Genomic DNA, 16,483 nt, shown 5'->3' on the forward strand with positions numbered 1-16,483 from the left:
CATGTTTAAACTGCAAGAAGCACAAACGTACGATCCGCAGGAGATAAAAAGTCTCAAGAAGTTAGTTTCACGCGGGGAGGGTTTGCAACTTGAGTTTAAACGCAAGGCCAATCATCCCCTTGAAATTGTAAAAGAATTTATTGCTTTTGCCAATACACAAGGTGGCTCTTTACTGCTTGGTGTTGAGGATGATGGTGTAATCTATGGTGTGAAGCACGCGGAAGGTGACGTGCACGCCATAGCAGAGGCGCTTAAGTTTTGCAAACCTGTTTTAGAGATCAACCAGACTTTTATCAATCTATCCGACAGCCGTATTGTTATTCGATTTGATATTTCTGAAAGCAAACAAAAACCTCACTACCTGAAGTGCAATGAGGAATCAATTGCTTATGTAAGGGTAATTGATAAGTGCATGAAGGCCAGTAGTCAGATGTGCGAAGTATTAAAGCGCGGACAAAAGGCTACTGGCATTAAATTTACCTATGGCGATCAGGAGAAGCTACTGATGCAATACCTGGAAGTACATCACAAAATCACCTTGAAAGAGTGTGCCAAGCTTCTAAAAATTAATAATTGGAAAGCCTCACGTAAACTCGTACTACTTACACTGGGCGATGTCTTGCAAATAATCCCTACCGACAAGGGTGATTTGTATATGCGCAAGTAAAATCAACCTTCGTTCAATGCCCAGTTGTATTCGTAATACTCAATCTTAAAATCCCCTGGAATTTTTACTTTTCTATATTGGTTAATCCAGTCGATAGCAGAGCCCATTTGCGTAAAGTCACCTTTATACCAATCAAAAATTTTAGACAAGGCCACTTTCTTACCTGCATTTTCCACACGAAGCCACTCATTATTGTTTAAGGCCAAGGTGGTCCTTTCGTTTAATTGTTGCTCTAATTTATCAGGCTGAATAGCGAAACTTGCCAAAGGTGGGCAACTTTTGGCGGCACAGGCCAATACAAAATGGAAACGGCCGTCCTTATAAGGAAGTATAAGCTTTTTAATTTCCAACGCGTTTAATGATAACTCCTCCCCTGCTACCTCGTGTTTCACCTTATCGAAGAACCCACTTTTGTCCAAAGGTGATTTTAAAGGGTAATATTCAGCTACCCAATAGATAACGATGAGGTTGTAGGCATTTACGTAAAAGGCCTTTTTCTCATCTTCACTAAAAGCACTCAGGTTCATCTGACCAATTTCTTTGTAGAGCGAAGTGATTTCAGATTTATCAGCAGCGATCGCCTTGTAGGCAACAGAACCGTTTTTTACATATTTTTTAAAGAAGGCATCTGCCTTGTTGGTAAACGCTTTGCTTGAATTGGCAAAACTACTTAACGTAGTCACTAATAAAAGTACTAACATGTAACTAATGCGCTTCATAATGCCTGGGTTTATGCTGTATGCTGTCAATAACTTAAAAATACCTGCTAAGATTCAGTACAGTCCGGATTCAATGGGTATTTGTCGCTGCCAAGACAAAACTTTATATCTCCCCAAAAAGCGAGGGATCTTTGTTTAACCAAATTTTAAAAGAAATAAACTAAAAAACTGTCATACTGCTGACAGGCGGTTAATATCTATAGGAATAAATTGCGAGTCATATAATTTTGAACTGACCTTGCTAAAAGAAGCACAATCATTTAGTGAACCATAAAACAACAATACGTATATTCATGTGCCTTAAACAACGACTTTAATTTCATCAACTCCAGTAGTTTGAATTGAAGCAAAGAAATCCAGTATGAGTAACATTGTCATTATCGGAAATGGAATAGCAGGTGTTACGGCCGCACGTCATATCAGAAAGCGTAGTAGCAATAACATTACCATCATTTCTTCTGAAACCGAACATTTTTTTTCACGCACTGCGCTCATGTACATTTACATGGGGCACATGAAATTTCAGAACACTAAACCTTACGAAGATTGGTTTTGGAAAAAAAATAAAATAGACCTCGTCTATGATCATGTTAATGCAGTCGATACACAAAATAGCACCTTACTTTGTCGTTCAGGCAAGAGAATCACTTATGACACATTGATACTAGCTACAGGCTCACAACCCAATAAGTTTGGTTGGCCTGGGCAGGATTTGCAAGGTGTGCAGGGGCTGTACAGCTATCAGGATTTGCAATTGATGGAACAGAACAGCAAGGGAATTAAAAAAGCAGTTATTGTGGGTGGTGGTTTGATTGGCATTGAAATGGCTGAGATGTTGCTTTCCAGAAATATTGAGGTGACTTTTCTGGTACGGGAGAAGGAATTCTGGAGCAATGTACTCCCTGTACAAGAAGCAAAGCTGATATCAGATCATGTGCGCAGCCACCATGTAGATTTAAGACTTGAAACTGAACTTCTCAGTATTCAGGATAATGGTGAAGGTAAAGTAAAAAGCATTATTACTTCGAAAAATGAAAATATAGACTGCCAACTAGTCGGTTTAACCGTGGGTGTTTCACCGTCTATTGGCTTCCTAAAAGAGTCAGGTATTAAAACCAACCGAGGTATACTCGTGAATGAATTTCTGCAAACCAATATTGACAATGTATATGCAATTGGCGATTGTGTTGAACGCACCTATGAATTGAGCGGGAGAAGAAACATAGAACAGGTCTGGTACACAGGTCGGATGATGGGCGAAGTAGTGGCTCAAACCATTTGTGGATCACCAACAAAATATGAACCTGGGCCATGGTTTAACTCAGCGAAGTTCTTCGACATAGAATATCAGACCTATGGGAATGTAGGCCCTCAACTAAAAGCTAACGAGTCAGAATTTTATTGGGAACATAGCAGTAAAAAGAAAGCCATGCACTTTATCTGGGACACCTCCAGTAAAGCATTTATTGGCATCAATTCATTTGGCATACGACTCAGGCATGAAAAGTTTGACCAATGGCTTCGCGAAAAGCAAAGTATTTCTTACGTGCTTGAACATTTGGCAGAAGCTAATTTCGATCCTGAATTTTTCCGCAGACATGAATCTGAAATTACTCAGGCTTTTGAGAAACAGTTCCCTCACTTAATTTCTTTATCTTTAAAATAAGCAGCTATGCAATTGGCTAGAATACTTGGTCTGAATCTCTTTTTAGCAGCACTGTTCCTTTTCCTCAGTTTACTGTTTTTTTCAGATTATACCTTAACAAAAGAAATTTTTGAATCAAAGGTTAAGCAGGAACATCAGCAACGATTACTGCCTGCCTTTGACAAAAAATTCGATAAGTCTTATCCAAATACCTTTGTCTTTGCGAATGACATTAAAAAAACTATTGAAGACCTTAATACAGAAGCCAGGAATCAACAACAGTGGGATCAGGTTATTTATGATGACTATGCGGGTACACTGACCAAGGCATCAACACAGGGAATTATAGTTGAGCATACTTTACTTTTGTTCATATTGATTTTTGGAGGAGGGGCCTTAGGTGCTTTACTTTTTATACTACCCAAAATAAGCATTGAAGTACCGGGCATCAAGAACAACAATATCTTCCATCATGCCCTGAATAACCGTGGATGGATAGGCATACTCCTGGGCACATTGCTGATTACATTCTATATTTTACTGTACTTCTATGATGCTTACGTTACCAACTGGATCATTTTAGTAGAGCCGCTAAAAAAACTAATCAATCCCAATGGTGATTCAAGCCAATGGTTTTTATATGGTTTCTTATACACCTTTGCTGTGATTGTTATGGGCATTCGCATGCTCATTAAATACCGTCACTCAAACTATCAGATGGTACGAACAGCATCTGTCATGTTTTTTCAATTGGCCATTGCCTTTCTGCTTCCCGAAATTTTAGTAAGACTTAACCAACCTTATTTCGATTTCAAAAATATGTGGCCCCTGGATTATGATTTCTTTGACGCCTGGCACGTTAACATGCTTACACAATCAGGCGGAAGTGTAGGTTTATTTATGTTCGTATGGGGTATAACATTATTTGTTGTTGGCGTGCCTGTCTTTGTGTATTTATTCGGTAAGCGCTGGTATTGTAGTTGGGTATGTGGTTGTGGTGGCTTGGCAGAAACAGCAGGCGATTCTTTCAGGCAACTCTCAGACAAATCACTAAAAGCATGGAAAGTAGAACGCTGGCTTATTCACGCTGTACTCATCTTTGCAGTGGTAATGACCGGAGCGGTACTCTACAATTTTATCACCGGCACAAATAGTATTTTTGGTATCGATACCTATACTTATTTGAGAAAGCCTTATGGTTTTTTTGTAGGCGCCATTTTTTCTGGTGTTGTAGGCACAGGCTTTTATCCATTAATGGGCAACCGTGTGTGGTGTCGTTTCGGCTGTCCCTTGGCTGCCTACCTTGGTTTTGTTCAACGCTTTAAGTCGCGTTTTCGGATTACTACCAACGGTGGTCAATGTATTTCCTGTGGCAATTGCTCAACCTATTGCGAAATGGGCATTGATGTTCGCTGGTATGCACAACGTGGGCAAAATATTGTAAGAAGCTCTTGTGTAGGTTGTGGTGTTTGCTCATCGGTTTGTCCAAGAGGTGTATTGAACCTTGAAGTAAAAGAAGAAGAAGGCAGATTTGGGAAACCTATTCTTATTGGTAATAAAGGTATTACGTTACAAGAGTAAGATATTTTAGTCATGTAGGCGACATTTATCCATTCTTCTTACCTAAAAGAAAGAATCTAAGCTTAGATTATTGTTTTTAGGTATGCTCAATAAAATACGCAAAAAGAATTTTAAAAAGTCCTCCAACCATCGTCTGATCTTCATTCTCTTTGGGGCCTTCATAATTCTGATTATCTACTTTCTAACCAATGCATACTATCAGATGCTTGGCCAATATAAAGAGGAGGTGCTGGCTAAATTAAAAGCAGTTACGAGTACTGGAGCCTTAATGATCAATGGCGAATTGCACGCTCAATTGTCCAATAACTATATGGCTAAAGATAGTATTACAGATAATTCACAAGACCCACTTTATTACAGACTCCATAAATCCTTATTGGCTATTAAAACATCCAATCAACTTAGCTCTGATGTATATACCATTGTTTATTATGAGCCCGATAGTACCTTCCACTTTATTGGCACATCAGCCGAAAGTCCTTACTTCAGGCATACCTATAAAAACTATCCCAAAGATTTGATCACAAATTATAGTAAGGGGGGAACACTTGATATCTACGAAGATGAGAATGGCATATGGCTTTCTGCATTTGCTCCTATAAGAAATAGCAAAGGTCAGGTTGTTGCGCTACTTGAAGCAGACGAACATTTCGAAGTTTTTCTTGGAAAAGCCAGGGAAGAATTGATACAAAACATTTTATTCTCATTGCTTATAACGCTTCCGTTCTCCATTGTTCTATTTGGATATGTTGCAAACTCCTTAAATAGAATAAAAGACATCCAAGTACAATTAGAAAATCAGAATGAAGAAATTAAATCGCAGAATGAAGAAATCAGATCCCAAAGTGAACAGATTGACCGATATAATTATGAACTAAACGAAAAAATAAAAGAGAGAACAGCTGCCCTCGCTAAAAGTCATCAGCAACTCAGTAATTTTTTATATCATTCTTCTCATGATGTACAAGCTCCTGTTGCTACTTTAAAAGGAATTCTTAGACTAGCCAGGCTTGATCAGAAAGATGAAAGAAGTAATCAATACTTCGAGATGATACAAGAAACAGTAAGTTATCTTGAAGATATGACCAAAACTATTCAGCTTGTTTATGAAATTAAATCAAGGGAATTAATTATTGAAAAAGTAAATGTTAAAACGTTTTTTGAAACGAATATAAAGACTCTTTTTAAAAGCGATGACGAGGTGGAGGTGAATATCTCCGGAGATAATGATGCTTTTATTAACACTGATCTTGACTTACTCAAAACAACTATAAAAGAATTAACCCGCAATTCTGTTCAATATCATAACAAAAAAGAGAAATGCCTCTTGCAGTACCATATATCAAAAAATAACCAATGGCTACAGCTAGAGATTGAGGATAATGGTGATGGCATTGATACCGAAAAGCAAGCTAATCTATTTAGTTTATTTAACAGAGGTCACGAAAAATCAACAGGTACTGGTTTAGGACTTTATATTGCCAAAACCTGTGTAGAACGCTTGCAGGGAAATATCTCATTTGTGCCCAGGACTGAGAAAGGCACAAAATTTTTATTACGTTTGCCACTATAAAATGAATAAGATAGTTCGCGTAATTATACCTGCCTTTAACGAGGAGAATGGTGTTGGTCAGGTTGTAAATGAAATCCCCAAACAGCTTGTCGCTGAAATTATTGTTGTCAACAACAACTCCAATGATAAGACCAGTGAAGTAGCGCAAGCCGCAGGTGCCACTGTACTGGATGAACCCAAAGCAGGATACGGCAGAGCTTGTCTGAAGGGAATGGACTACCTCACAAAGATTCAAGGTAGAACAGATATTGTTGTTTTTCTGGATGCTGATCACTCCGACTATCCTGAAGAAATGATCATGCTCATTCAACCTATTCTTGACAACAAAGCAGACCTTGTTATCGGATCGCGCGCCCTGGGTAACAAAGAGCGAGGCTCTATGACGCCACAACAGATTTTTGGCAACTGGCTGGCTACGCGTTTACTAAAATTGTTCTATAATGTAACCTTTACAGATCTAGGTCCTTTTCGTGCAATTCGCTATGATAAATTATTGGCACTTAAGATGCAAGACAAAACTTACGGCTGGACCGTAGAAATGCAGGTGAAAGCGGCTAAACAAAAAATGCGTTGCGCTGAACTTCCCGTTCGCTACAGGAAAAGAATTGGTTACTCTAAAGTATCGGGTACAGTAAAGGGTACTGTTTTGGCAGGTTACAAGATTATTACTACTATCTTTAAATACATCTAAAATTACGACCTTTGTGCCGGAGGCGATCTGTTGCTGATTCTGATTTATGTATATAGTAATTATAATCCTATACGCTTTATCACTACTCTACATATTTCTGTTTAGTATCAGTCAGTTGCATCTTACCTGGATTTACCTGAAACATAAAAAGAAGATAGTCTCAGTTACTTGGTCGGAAAATTTTATTCCGCACGTAACGGTTCAGCTTCCTGTATACAATGAAAAGTATGTCGTGGACCGTTTACTACAAGCAGTAAGTGAATTAGATTACCCCAAGGAAAAACTTGAGGTTCAGGTACTCGATGATTCTACTGATGAAACAACATCAATCATTAAAGAGAAAATCGAACCACTTCAGAAGCAAGGACTGGATATCACCCTTATCCATCGTGAAAACAGAAAGGGATTTAAAGCTGGCGCTTTAGCATATGCCACTACCAAAGCGAAAGGCGAGTTTATTGCCATTTTTGATGCGGACTTTATTCCGCAGCAAGATTTTCTACACAAAACTATCCCCTACTTCACCAATAATAAAATTGGTGTAGTGCAAACCCGTTGGGGACATCTGAATAAAAATTATTCTTTACTTACCCAATTACAAGCCTTCGGCCTTGATGCTCATTTTTCTATTGAACAAAGTGCACGTAACCGGGTAGGGAGTTTTATTAATTTTAATGGCACTTGTGGTGTTTGGCGAAAACAAACTATACTCGATGCCGGTGGTTGGCATGAAGATACATTAACAGAAGATCTTGACCTAAGCTACAGGGCACAATTGAAAGGTTGGCAATTTTTATATGTTGAAGATGTGAGTACACCTGGTGAACTACCTGTTATAATGCCTGCCATCAAATCGCAGCAGTACCGCTGGAATAAGGGGGGAGCAGAAACAGCCAGAAAAAATTTTATGAAGGTACTTCTGTCAAAGCAATCATTTGTTACCAAGCTCCATGCCTTCTTTCACTTATTCAATAGTTCAGTTTTCAGTACCTTATTAATTGCTGCCGTTTTAAGCGTGCCCATGCTTTTTATAAAAAATCAACATCCTGAATTAAGCTGGCTATTCCACACTGGTATTGTATTTATTCTAGGTTTCTTTTCAATAGCTGCTTTTTACTGGGTGTCAACCCAACAGTTTTCTAAAAACTATAAATCCTCTTTCTTCAAACTATTCCCTCCATTTTTAATTATCTCCATGGGCTTATCATTACACAATGGACTAGCAGTGATTGAAGGCTTGATAGGTCGTAAAACACCTTTTATTAGAACACCCAAGTTTAACATTACTAAAAGGGAGGACGGCTGGGTTGGAAATGTTTATTTACTTACTTCCTTGAATTACGTGACCATATTGGAAGGGATCTTGTGTCTCTATTTTATCTATGGATGTTATGTAGGCATCCAACTTAAAGATTCGGGCTTACTCTTCTTTCATATTATGCTGGCACTCGGCTTTGGTTCAATATTTATATATTCAATCAAGCCATTATTCACTCGTAAAATTAATGTTGGATGAAGGAAAGAAAATGGTCACTCATTACTCTCACCCTTCTTGTAAGCACTTGCTACATCCTACTCACTTATTTTACCAAGCGACACGAAAGCATTCAATTGCTTTCACTTTATGCAATCGTATTCTCCGCCTACCTGTACATCAACTTAAAAGCAAAAGAAGAAGACACACCGTACTACATTTGGCTAAGCATATTCATTAACCTAATCATATTGTTCGCTGTGCCATCACTTTCTGACGACTTCTACCGCTTTCTTTGGGACGGGCGACTCATGCATGCTGGCATTCATCCTTTTGCAGCGACTCCGTCCTATTACGCACAACATAATTTTCAAGTTGAAGGGTTGACCTCTGATTTGTATAATGCTTTAAACTCTAAAGAATACTTTACTATCTATCCTCCTGTTGCTCAGGGCATTTTCTGGACGGCCACTTTTTTAAGTGAATCTGTTTATGGTAGTTTGTTGGTGATGAAGGTGTTGATCTTAGTATCGCAAATCGTTTCTATTATTTTGATTCAAAAAATTTTACAGCAAGTAAAATTACCCGGTAAGTATGTTTTATTGTATTGCCTTAATCCCTTAGTCATTCTTGAATTAACAGGCAACGTGCATTTTGAAGCATTTGTTGTTGTCTTTTTATTAGCCTCATTTTATTATCTGCAAAAAAATAATCTCACGCTATCTGCACTATATTTCTCACTGGCTATCTGTACCAAGCTTTTACCATTGTTATTTCTTCCCTCCTTGCTTTTCTATATCGGATGGAAAAAATCAATCCGATATTACCTTATTGTTGGCCTTGCTTGTGTATTACTTTTTATTCCCTTGTTAAATCATGAAATCATAACAGGCTTATCAACAAGCCTGGCTTACTACTTTAAGAAATTTGAATTTAACGCCAGCATTTATTACCTCGTCAGAGAATTCGGTTATTGGCAATACGGATATAACATTATTCAGACAGTTGGTTGGAAGTTAGGACTTATTAGTGCCATACTCATTTGTTGTCTTACATTCTATCGATTAATGGTTCGGCAAAAAAACACCTCCATCAATTTGATTTTTACAGACTGGTCAATTGTTCTTTTGATTTACTTACTTTTCACTACCACTGTTCATCCCTGGTATATTGTACCACTCCTTGCCTTTTCGGTTTTCACGCAGTTAAAATTTCCGATAGTCTGGTCATTTTTCATTTTCCTCACCTATGCAGGCTATACAGAAAATTCATTTCTTGAAAACTACTGGGTAACAGCCTTAGAGTATATAGTAGTAATTACCGTTGCACTAATCGAACTTATACCTCGATTTAAGCCATCCTCAGCTAAGCAACTCACGCACAATCTCCAGTGACCTGAGATCACCAAAAGAATCGACATGCGAAGCGTAAAACCTGATGATGGATTCTAATGCCAGCCTGCGTTGTTGATAATGTAAGGTGAGTTGTGTTGTATACTCAGCCGTAAGCAAGGCACTCAAGGTATCATCTTGCGTGGTGTGCACAAGACTATCAATCAATACTTCATCAGATCTGTTAGCACCAAAACCCAGGTATCGACTTAGTTTTAGTAAAAAAATAAGGTGAAAGTTTTCAATGTTAGTGGTCAGGTGATCTAAGGTGATGAAGGAATTTTGAATGAACTCAAATACCTCTTGTGGATGGCTTTCATCTTTCAGGCACTTGTTAAGCACTTCACTCAGAAACATGGCAATGCTCGACTTACGGATATCCGTTGAAAAACTTTGATAGGCGTAAATGCATTTTAACTCTTTAATTCTTGCGATCTGCTGATTAGGTTTATGATACACCACCAAATCAAGCAAAGTAAGTGGTTGGTATAAGGCCATCCTCGCAGACTTTTGCGATCGTACATTATTAACAATGTAGGCATGCGTACCGAAACTCTCTGTGAAAATGGTAACGATAATAGAGGTTTCTTTAAAACGTGTAAATCTCAATACCAAACCTCTGGTTTTCTGTAGCATGCGTTATTTGTCAATCAAGCACCACTAATTTACCAGCAAAACTTTCGCTGCCATCAGGCAATACACAAATCAATACATACACACCAGTAGTTACACGTTTGCCAGTATGGTCTGCAAGATTCCAGGACGCAGCTCCACCGTTGCCCTGCACCTGATTTATGAGTTTTCCGCTCACATCAACAATTTTTATGACTGCATTTTCCATTAAGTTACTGATACCAATCAAGCCGTTGAAAGATGGTGTTACAGGATTGGGGAAAATCTTTACCCTTTCAAAATCAAATAGAGGTTCCGTTGCGTCTGATCGGAAGGATACCAATCCCTTATCCGTGGTAACAAATAACTCACCACTTTGCTCATTCAGTTCCAGATCATTAATAATGTTGGATGGCAGAGGTGAATTTTCTGTAGTGAAATTATAAATCGCTTCCTCTCCTGCATCACTGAATAGCCAAAGGCCTCGTTCGGTTCCTATCCATTTTCTATTGCCCGCATCAACCTCTATGGCCGTGATTTTTTCTTCACTTAACAAGAATCGCCCTTCCACAATCGGCTTAATACCATCTTCACTATAAAAAGTATAATAGGCCACACCCCTTGCTGTACCAATCCACACATAATCATTTTTATCTACTGCAATAGATAACACTTCTCTACTAGGCAATAAGCCTCCACCAGGTTGGTCAGACAGGATTCGTAAATCAGTGCCGTCATTTTTTACAATGCGCACGCCTCCTCCGCCTGCTTGTCCTAATAACATCCAAACATTACCTGAGCCGTCAAGCTCCATACCTATCGGGTAGCGTCCGGCTAAAGTTGGTGAGGCGAAGGATGAAATGGTATTATCCGATTTCAAAAGATGTAAGGATGAAACAGTATTGTAGGTACTTACCCATAATCCTTCCGTTGCGTTTTGTATTGCAGTGATCCTTGGCAAAGGATAATCATTGACACTGAAAAGTGTCGACCCACCCTCAGCACTGATTTTTTCTAATCCCTCAGAAAATGATGCCACATATAGTTCACCACTATTGCCAACTTCTGCATCCGTTATAAAATCAACAGTAGTATTGCGTGTACCCCACAATCCATCTTTAAAAATACTGATCTCTTTAATCGAGTTGCCTGGCAAGAATTGCTTCGTATAGCCTCCATGCAGAGCCAGCATTTCATTGTTGATTCCCTTCGTTCTGAAAGTAAAGGGTGAAGCAGGCCCGTTCGGAACAGTTAATTGCCAATCATTGCCTTGTTGTCTCAAAAGACCACTGCGTAAGTCTGCGAGCCATATTTCGTTGCTGATCAATAGGGCATCTGACAAGGAAACAAACTGGTCGTTTATTTTTTCTTCAACATTTACAAGATCTTGTGTGGACAATAAACGATTTTGATTACCGTAAAATAAAGTATGGGCACTCACATTGAACAGGGTGTAGTTGCTCAAGACAGGAAGTGCAGTCAGGCTTTGCCAGGCAGTGCCATTGAACTTATAAATTCCCTTTGCATCTATACCCACCACTACCTTATTGGCGATCACTTCAATTTTCTTCACATCACTATTAAAATCGCCAGTCTCATAGCGTTGCCATTGATTAAAGTCGAGCAAATTATTATTCAGCTTTCCTTTCAAAACGCCTTTAGTGGTGGCGAGGTAAATACTGTCGTTCAATAAGACAGACTGATTAATCGCCAATGCCTGCCCACCAGGCCCCAGGTTGCGCCATGTTTCGCGCACTTCATTTCTATTCAAATCAAAAACTACCACTCCATAGGCTGTGCTAAGGTATGCGTTGGCGCCTGCTACCAAAATATGCCGGATGGCAGAAGCTACAGTAACATCTGAAGGATTGATCAGTCGACTGTAGCTGAGCGTTTGTGTATCCGTAATAAAATCAAGTGCTCCGTTTTCATAACCCACAATAAGCTGATGGTGCTGATCATCGTAAGCCATTGTGCTTATACCATTGCTTGAAAGTGCATTTAAATTGGAATAGACTGAAAAATTCTGATCTGTCAGATCTAATTGAAGTATGGCATTTGCTGATGCTGCAAATACTTTCGAGTCTACACCCGCTAAAAATGCAACGGAATTAAAAGAGAGATGCTCCCGCCAGGTGCCAAGGGGTATATCCTTTTGTGCGCGTAACGGATTGTTCGCAATAACAAAAAATAAAATAATCAGAACACAAAATCTCATCATCGGCTAAATGTCTTCTTTCTAATTTCAATTTTCTAGTATATGTTATTTTCTGTTCTTCATGCCTTCAACAAAAGCTGTTCGACTTCTTGCTTCATAAATGTTCTTCTCACCCACCACTACTTGTCGTTCATCATCATTTAAACGATAACTATACGAAGCCAATTCACCGGTTTGGGCACAGATAGCATGTACTTTCGTGACAAACTCTGCCACCGCCATCAAGAAAGGCATAGGGCCGAAAGGCTTACCTTCAAAATCCATGTCAAGGCCTGCTACGATTACTCGCTTACCACTATTAGCCAGTTTGTTACAAACCTCTACGATGGCTTCATCAAAAAATTGTGCTTCATCAATGCCCACCACGTCACAATCGCCTGCCAGTAGCAAAATATCATTGGCAAAATTTACTGTTGTTGATCTGATGGAATTTTGGTTGTGCGAAACCACATCTGTATTGTGGTAGCGATTATCGGTTACGGGTTTAAAAATCTCAACATGTTGTTTAGCAATCAGTGCGCGGTTAAGCCTGCGGATAAGCTCTTCGGTTTTACCCGAAAACATGCAACCACAGACTACTTCGATCCAGCCGGCATGCTGCTTCTTTCTTCCTAAATGAGGTTCAATAAACATGTGGTAAAGGTAAAAATTTCAAGATTCCGGCTCGGGAGAATTATATCAAAAGCCTTATTTCGAGTAAGTAATGTGCGGCAATTGGCTCTCTTTAGGCACAGCCAGCATAATATCTCCTTTCACAATCAGCTGACAGCTCAGGCGTTCATCGTTATTCAGCTGGTGTAGCTCCCTGTATTTGCGCTCCGCATGCGACAAGGGACTCAGTTGATCCATTCCTTCAATTATCTGAACTTTGCATGTAGTGCAACGGCCCCTCCCCCCACAGGCGTGCATCCAGTCGAGCCCGTGCTCCAACAAACAGTGTAAAAGAGATCGGCTGCAAGACGATAAATCCACCACTTTTTCGTTTAAATTTTTAATGATGACTTTAGCCATAAAATACATATTTTACTGAAAGCAGTTAACTTTGATTATTCTTACACCATGGAAGACAAAATCAGTCAGCAAGCCATCAGTAGTTACAGTCAGGTATATACACGCAAGATACTAGACCGTTTCTACGCCCAAAAGCAGTTTATTGGAGGTCAGGAGATTCTGACACTTTCTGAAGTGGAGCAAATTAACCTTTTTGTTGTTCAATCACTTTTTAAGACCTGGAAAAGTGAAATGCAGAAGTCGAGAAGCGTTTTTTTTGACTATGAAGCGGAAGCGGTCTTAGAGGCGCAACAAAATCTGATGAATGTACTGTCGCGCCATATTCATGTAAAACGTGAGCATCTGGAGCCGCTGGTTTTACAATCGGTTATCAAAACATTAAATGATGTACTCAATCCCTACGATTTTTTCTCCAAATTGATTACCAGCAATAATAACGAACTATACCTGGAGACTTTTAAAGAAGAATTAAAATACCTGAAACTTAATAAAGCGCCCCTGCTTCGCTTATCTCAAATTTTGCAGGAACAGAAAATAGAAACCATTTCAGGTAATGAAGCTTTTGGCATTCTGGATAAGATCTTAGAAGACTTAAATTTTACACCCGAGGATATTGAGCCGCTGTTGCAACTACTCAGCAAAGTAGAGCCAGTAACCATGGAGGACTTCTATGAGAAAAAAACCAAGCCTCAGCCCCAAGTCAAAACAGCTGAAGTGCATAAAGAGGTAAGTCAAACAACAAAAGAATTCAAGACCCTCGCTGATGATTTCCAGAAGATTAATGTGATACGCGAAAGTCTCACCATTAACCAGAAATTTATGTTTACCAAAGCCTTGTTCGGTGGGGACTTTGAGCAATTCAGTGAAACAATTAATCACTTAGATAAACAAAGCTCTTTCGAAGCGGCTATGCAATACCTGGAAGAATATCTTGCCAAGTGGGATCAGGAGAGTGAGGAGTTTCATGAGTTTATGGAGCTGATTGAAAAACGCTTTAACTAGATTATATAAATATGCGCCCTGCCCTCTTATTATTCCTGGCTACCGTTATTGTTGCAACGGCTCAGGCACAAGAAATTGTGATGTACAAGACTTTTGGTGGTGTGCGCTTTGAGCGCGATTCCCTGGTGATAAGCCCACGCCAGGTGCAATCTATTCTTTGGGAAGATGCACTCGCCTCTGAAAAATTCAGGAAGGCCAGGGTTAATTCTTCAGTTGCTGCTTTACTCGGCTTTGCAGGTGGTGTGCTCATTGGTATACCTGTTGGCACGGCACTTATCGGTGGTGGTGATCCCGAATGGGGTTTGGCACTCGGTGGTGCGGCTTTAATTGGTGTCAGCATTCCTTTTAACAGAGCTTTTCAACGCAATGCCCAGGATGCACTTGACAGCTACAACCAAAAGAAAAGCGCCAGAAGAAATTTTTATCCAGAACTCTTTTGGTCAGGAAGTCAGGTTGGGCTTCGCTTGAAGATATAAATTCTTTAACAAAAAAATATTCTCTAAAAAGCAGCATTCGAACTTGGGTTTTTATACATTTAGTAAACCAAGTCTGCGCACGGTATGGCGAAAGCTAAAAAGGAGAAGAAAATTTTTGTACTCGATACATCAGTCATTTTATACGAACACAACTCCATCCTCAATTTTGATGAACACGACATCGGCATACCGATAACCGTTTTAGAGGAACTTGACAATTTCAAGAAGGGAAACGACACTAAAAATTTTGAAGCACGCGAGTTCATTCGCTTGATTGATAAGCTGGCTAAAGATCAAAGTCTGGGTCAGTGGAACCCCATCAATGGTAAAGGCAAAGGGAACTTTAAAGTATTAATGGATACTAAAAGTTCTGTTGATGCCAATAAGGTTTTCAATGAGCATAAAGCAGATCATCATATCCTGAATTCTGCCCTACAACTCCAGCAAGAAGAGAAGGGCAAGAAGGTAATACTTGTTTCCAAAGACATCAATTTAAGGCTGAAGGCCAAATCGCTGGGACTTACCGCAGAAGATTATACAACAGGTAAGGTTCAGAACATTTCATCACTCCATGCCGGTAAGTCAGTTATTGAAAATGTAGACTCCGACATGATCAATCTCCTTTACGAGAAAGGTTATGTAGAACCAAAGGAACTGCTTGGCGACACCTCCACGTTAAAAAATAACTATTACATATTGAGAAGCGGCAAGAAGTCAGCTTTAGCTTACTTCAATCCTTTTAACGGCATGTTGGAGCATGTAGAGAAGCGAACCATTTTCGGCATTAAACCCAGAAATGCAGAGCAGGCTTTTGCCATCCATGCCTTGATGAAACCGGAGATCAGGCTCGTATCCATTCAGGGCATAGCGGGTACAGGTAAAACATTGATTGCCCTGGCCGCTGCCTTAGAACAGAAACGTGACTACAAACAAATATTCCTCGCAAGACCCATTGTGCCTTTGAGCAACAAAGACATTGGTTATTTACCCGGGGACATTAAATCTAAGCTTAACCCATACATGGAACCACTATGGGATAATTTGAAGTTTATCCAGAATCAGTATAACGAAACTGATAAAGAATACACGAAGATTACAGAGCTTGTTAACCAGGAAAAATTATTGATCCAGCCCCTCGCTTATATACGCGGCCGAAGCTTATCTAATATTTTCTTTATTGTGGACGAAGCTCAGAACCTTACACCTCATGAAGTGAAAACCATTATTACACGCGCTGGTGAAGGCACTAAAATTATTTTTACAGGAGATATTTATCAGATTGATACACCTTACCTGGATTCGCAAAGCAACGGATTGTCTACGCTCATCGATCGTTTAAAAGATCATGAGTTATATGCGCACGTAACCCTTGAAAAAGGTGAACGCTCAGAGTTGGCTAATTTAGCTAACGAATTGCTGTAAG

At 39.4% G+C, this 16,483-nt stretch carries 15 protein-coding genes; 10 read left to right on the plus strand and 5 right to left on the minus strand.

All coding sequences use genetic code 11. The annotated features are described in order from the left end of the window. Position 1 precedes the first annotated feature (1 nt). Positions 2 to 667, plus strand: coding sequence for an AlbA family DNA-binding domain-containing protein (locus tag ACO1XM_RS14925; RefSeq protein WP_486230391.1), 666 nt, complete (start codon positions 2 to 4; stop codon positions 665 to 667). A 2-nt stretch (positions 668 to 669) separates the two neighbouring features. Here the strand turns inward: ACO1XM_RS14925 and ACO1XM_RS14930 are convergent, their stop codons facing one another. Continuing rightward, a complete protein-coding gene (locus ACO1XM_RS14930) occupies positions 670 to 1,386 on the minus strand; it encodes a DUF547 domain-containing protein (protein WP_486230393.1) in 717 nt (238 codons plus the stop codon). 361 nt (positions 1,387 to 1,747) lie between these two features. Here ACO1XM_RS14930 and ACO1XM_RS14935 point away from each other — a divergent pair, with 361 nt between their 5' ends. From ACO1XM_RS14935 to ACO1XM_RS14960, 6 genes are all read left to right on the plus strand, one after another. Beyond that, positions 1,748 to 3,052: an NAD(P)/FAD-dependent oxidoreductase gene (locus ACO1XM_RS14935; RefSeq protein ID WP_486230394.1), complete on the plus strand. Its 1,305-nt coding sequence runs from the start codon at positions 1,748 to 1,750 to the stop codon at positions 3,050 to 3,052. Between the two features lie 6 nt (positions 3,053 to 3,058). Further along, positions 3,059 to 4,612 (plus strand): 4Fe-4S binding protein, encoded by a 1,554-nt coding sequence (locus ACO1XM_RS14940; protein WP_486230396.1) that lies wholly within the window; start codon positions 3,059 to 3,061, stop codon positions 4,610 to 4,612. An 82-nt stretch (positions 4,613 to 4,694) separates the two neighbouring features. Further along, positions 4,695 to 6,185, plus strand: coding sequence for a sensor histidine kinase (locus tag ACO1XM_RS14945; protein WP_486230398.1), 1,491 nt, complete (start codon positions 4,695 to 4,697; stop codon positions 6,183 to 6,185). Position 6,186: 1 nt separating this feature from the next. Further along, the gene (locus tag ACO1XM_RS14950; protein WP_486230400.1) at positions 6,187 to 6,876 is read left to right on the plus strand and encodes a glycosyltransferase family 2 protein; all 690 of its coding nucleotides are present in this window, start codon (positions 6,187 to 6,189) and stop codon (positions 6,874 to 6,876) included. A 46-nt stretch (positions 6,877 to 6,922) separates the two neighbouring features. After that, entirely contained in the window at positions 6,923 to 8,392 is a 1,470-nt protein-coding gene (locus ACO1XM_RS14955; protein ID WP_486230402.1) for a cellulose synthase family protein, read from the plus strand. After that, the gene (locus ACO1XM_RS14960; protein ID WP_486230404.1) at positions 8,389 to 9,744 is read left to right on the plus strand and encodes an MptA/MptB family glycosyltransferase; all 1,356 of its coding nucleotides are present in this window, start codon (positions 8,389 to 8,391) and stop codon (positions 9,742 to 9,744) included. The genes ACO1XM_RS14955 and ACO1XM_RS14960 overlap by 4 nt, the downstream gene beginning before the upstream one ends. On the opposite strand, the gene recO is transcribed toward ACO1XM_RS14960, so the two are convergent. From recO to ACO1XM_RS14980, 4 genes are read right to left on the minus strand one after another with little or no spacing between them, the layout of a single operon-like run. Beyond that, the gene (gene recO, locus ACO1XM_RS14965) at positions 9,712 to 10,377 is read right to left on the minus strand and encodes a DNA repair protein RecO (RefSeq protein WP_486230406.1); all 666 of its coding nucleotides are present in this window, start codon (positions 10,375 to 10,377) and stop codon (positions 9,712 to 9,714) included. The genes ACO1XM_RS14960 and recO overlap by 33 nt on opposite strands. A 10-nt stretch (positions 10,378 to 10,387) precedes the next feature. Next, positions 10,388 to 12,574, minus strand: coding sequence for a type IX secretion system anionic LPS delivery protein PorZ (gene porZ / locus ACO1XM_RS14970; protein ID WP_486230408.1), 2,187 nt, complete (start codon positions 12,572 to 12,574; stop codon positions 10,388 to 10,390). 42 nt (positions 12,575 to 12,616) lie between these two features. Then, positions 12,617 to 13,204 (minus strand): thymidine kinase, encoded by a 588-nt coding sequence (locus ACO1XM_RS14975; protein ID WP_486230410.1) that lies wholly within the window; start codon positions 13,202 to 13,204, stop codon positions 12,617 to 12,619. A gap of 54 nt (positions 13,205 to 13,258) precedes the next feature. Continuing rightward, positions 13,259 to 13,582 carry a 2Fe-2S iron-sulfur cluster-binding protein gene (locus ACO1XM_RS14980; protein ID WP_486230412.1) on the minus strand — a complete coding sequence of 108 codons (324 nt, stop codon included), beginning with the start codon at positions 13,580 to 13,582 and terminating at the stop codon, positions 13,259 to 13,261. Positions 13,583 to 13,630: 48 nt separating this feature from the next. Here ACO1XM_RS14980 and ACO1XM_RS14985 point away from each other — a divergent pair, with 48 nt between their 5' ends. The 3 genes from ACO1XM_RS14985 (at position 13,631) to ACO1XM_RS14995 (ending at position 16,482) form a co-directional block, all read left to right on the plus strand. Then, the gene (locus ACO1XM_RS14985) at positions 13,631 to 14,584 is read left to right on the plus strand and encodes a hypothetical protein (RefSeq protein WP_486230413.1); all 954 of its coding nucleotides are present in this window, start codon (positions 13,631 to 13,633) and stop codon (positions 14,582 to 14,584) included. Positions 14,585 to 14,595: 11 nt separating this feature from the next. Continuing rightward, positions 14,596 to 15,060: a hypothetical protein gene (locus ACO1XM_RS14990; RefSeq protein WP_486230415.1), complete on the plus strand. Its 465-nt coding sequence runs from the start codon at positions 14,596 to 14,598 to the stop codon at positions 15,058 to 15,060. An 84-nt stretch (positions 15,061 to 15,144) separates the two neighbouring features. Beyond that, a complete protein-coding gene (locus ACO1XM_RS14995) occupies positions 15,145 to 16,482 on the plus strand; it encodes a PhoH family protein (RefSeq protein ID WP_486230417.1) in 1,338 nt (445 codons plus the stop codon). Position 16,483: the final 1 nt, after the last annotated feature.

The organism is Chryseotalea sp. (assembly GCF_057350905.1).

Excerpts from the sequence above, each read along its gene's own strand:
- ACO1XM_RS14930 (WP_486230393.1), bottom strand. The coding sequence starts at position 1,386 with ATGAAGCGCATTAGTTACATGTTAGTACTTTTATTAGTGACTACGTTA.
- ACO1XM_RS14935 (WP_486230394.1), top strand. The coding sequence starts at position 1,748 with ATGAGTAACATTGTCATTATCGGAAATGGAATAGCAGGTGTTACGGCC.
- ACO1XM_RS14975 (WP_486230410.1), bottom strand. The coding sequence starts at position 13,204 with ATGTTTATTGAACCTCATTTAGGAAGAAAGAAGCAGCATGCCGGCTGG.
- ACO1XM_RS14925 (WP_486230391.1), top strand. The coding sequence starts at position 2 with ATGTTTAAACTGCAAGAAGCACAAACGTACGATCCGCAGGAGATAAAA.
- ACO1XM_RS14960 (WP_486230404.1), top strand. The coding sequence starts at position 8,389 with ATGAAGGAAAGAAAATGGTCACTCATTACTCTCACCCTTCTTGTAAGC.
- ACO1XM_RS14995 (WP_486230417.1), top strand. The coding sequence starts at position 15,145 with ATGGCGAAAGCTAAAAAGGAGAAGAAAATTTTTGTACTCGATACATCA.
- ACO1XM_RS14940 (WP_486230396.1), top strand. The coding sequence starts at position 3,059 with ATGCAATTGGCTAGAATACTTGGTCTGAATCTCTTTTTAGCAGCACTG.
- ACO1XM_RS14945 (WP_486230398.1), top strand. The coding sequence starts at position 4,695 with ATGCTCAATAAAATACGCAAAAAGAATTTTAAAAAGTCCTCCAACCAT.
- ACO1XM_RS14985 (WP_486230413.1), top strand. The coding sequence starts at position 13,631 with ATGGAAGACAAAATCAGTCAGCAAGCCATCAGTAGTTACAGTCAGGTA.
- recO (WP_486230406.1), bottom strand. The coding sequence starts at position 10,377 with ATGCTACAGAAAACCAGAGGTTTGGTATTGAGATTTACACGTTTTAAA.
- ACO1XM_RS14950 (WP_486230400.1), top strand. The coding sequence starts at position 6,187 with ATGAATAAGATAGTTCGCGTAATTATACCTGCCTTTAACGAGGAGAAT.
- porZ (WP_486230408.1), bottom strand. The coding sequence starts at position 12,574 with ATGATGAGATTTTGTGTTCTGATTATTTTATTTTTTGTTATTGCGAAC.
- ACO1XM_RS14990 (WP_486230415.1), top strand. The coding sequence starts at position 14,596 with ATGCGCCCTGCCCTCTTATTATTCCTGGCTACCGTTATTGTTGCAACG.
- ACO1XM_RS14980 (WP_486230412.1), bottom strand. The coding sequence starts at position 13,582 with ATGGCTAAAGTCATCATTAAAAATTTAAACGAAAAAGTGGTGGATTTA.
- ACO1XM_RS14955 (WP_486230402.1), top strand. The coding sequence starts at position 6,923 with ATGTATATAGTAATTATAATCCTATACGCTTTATCACTACTCTACATA.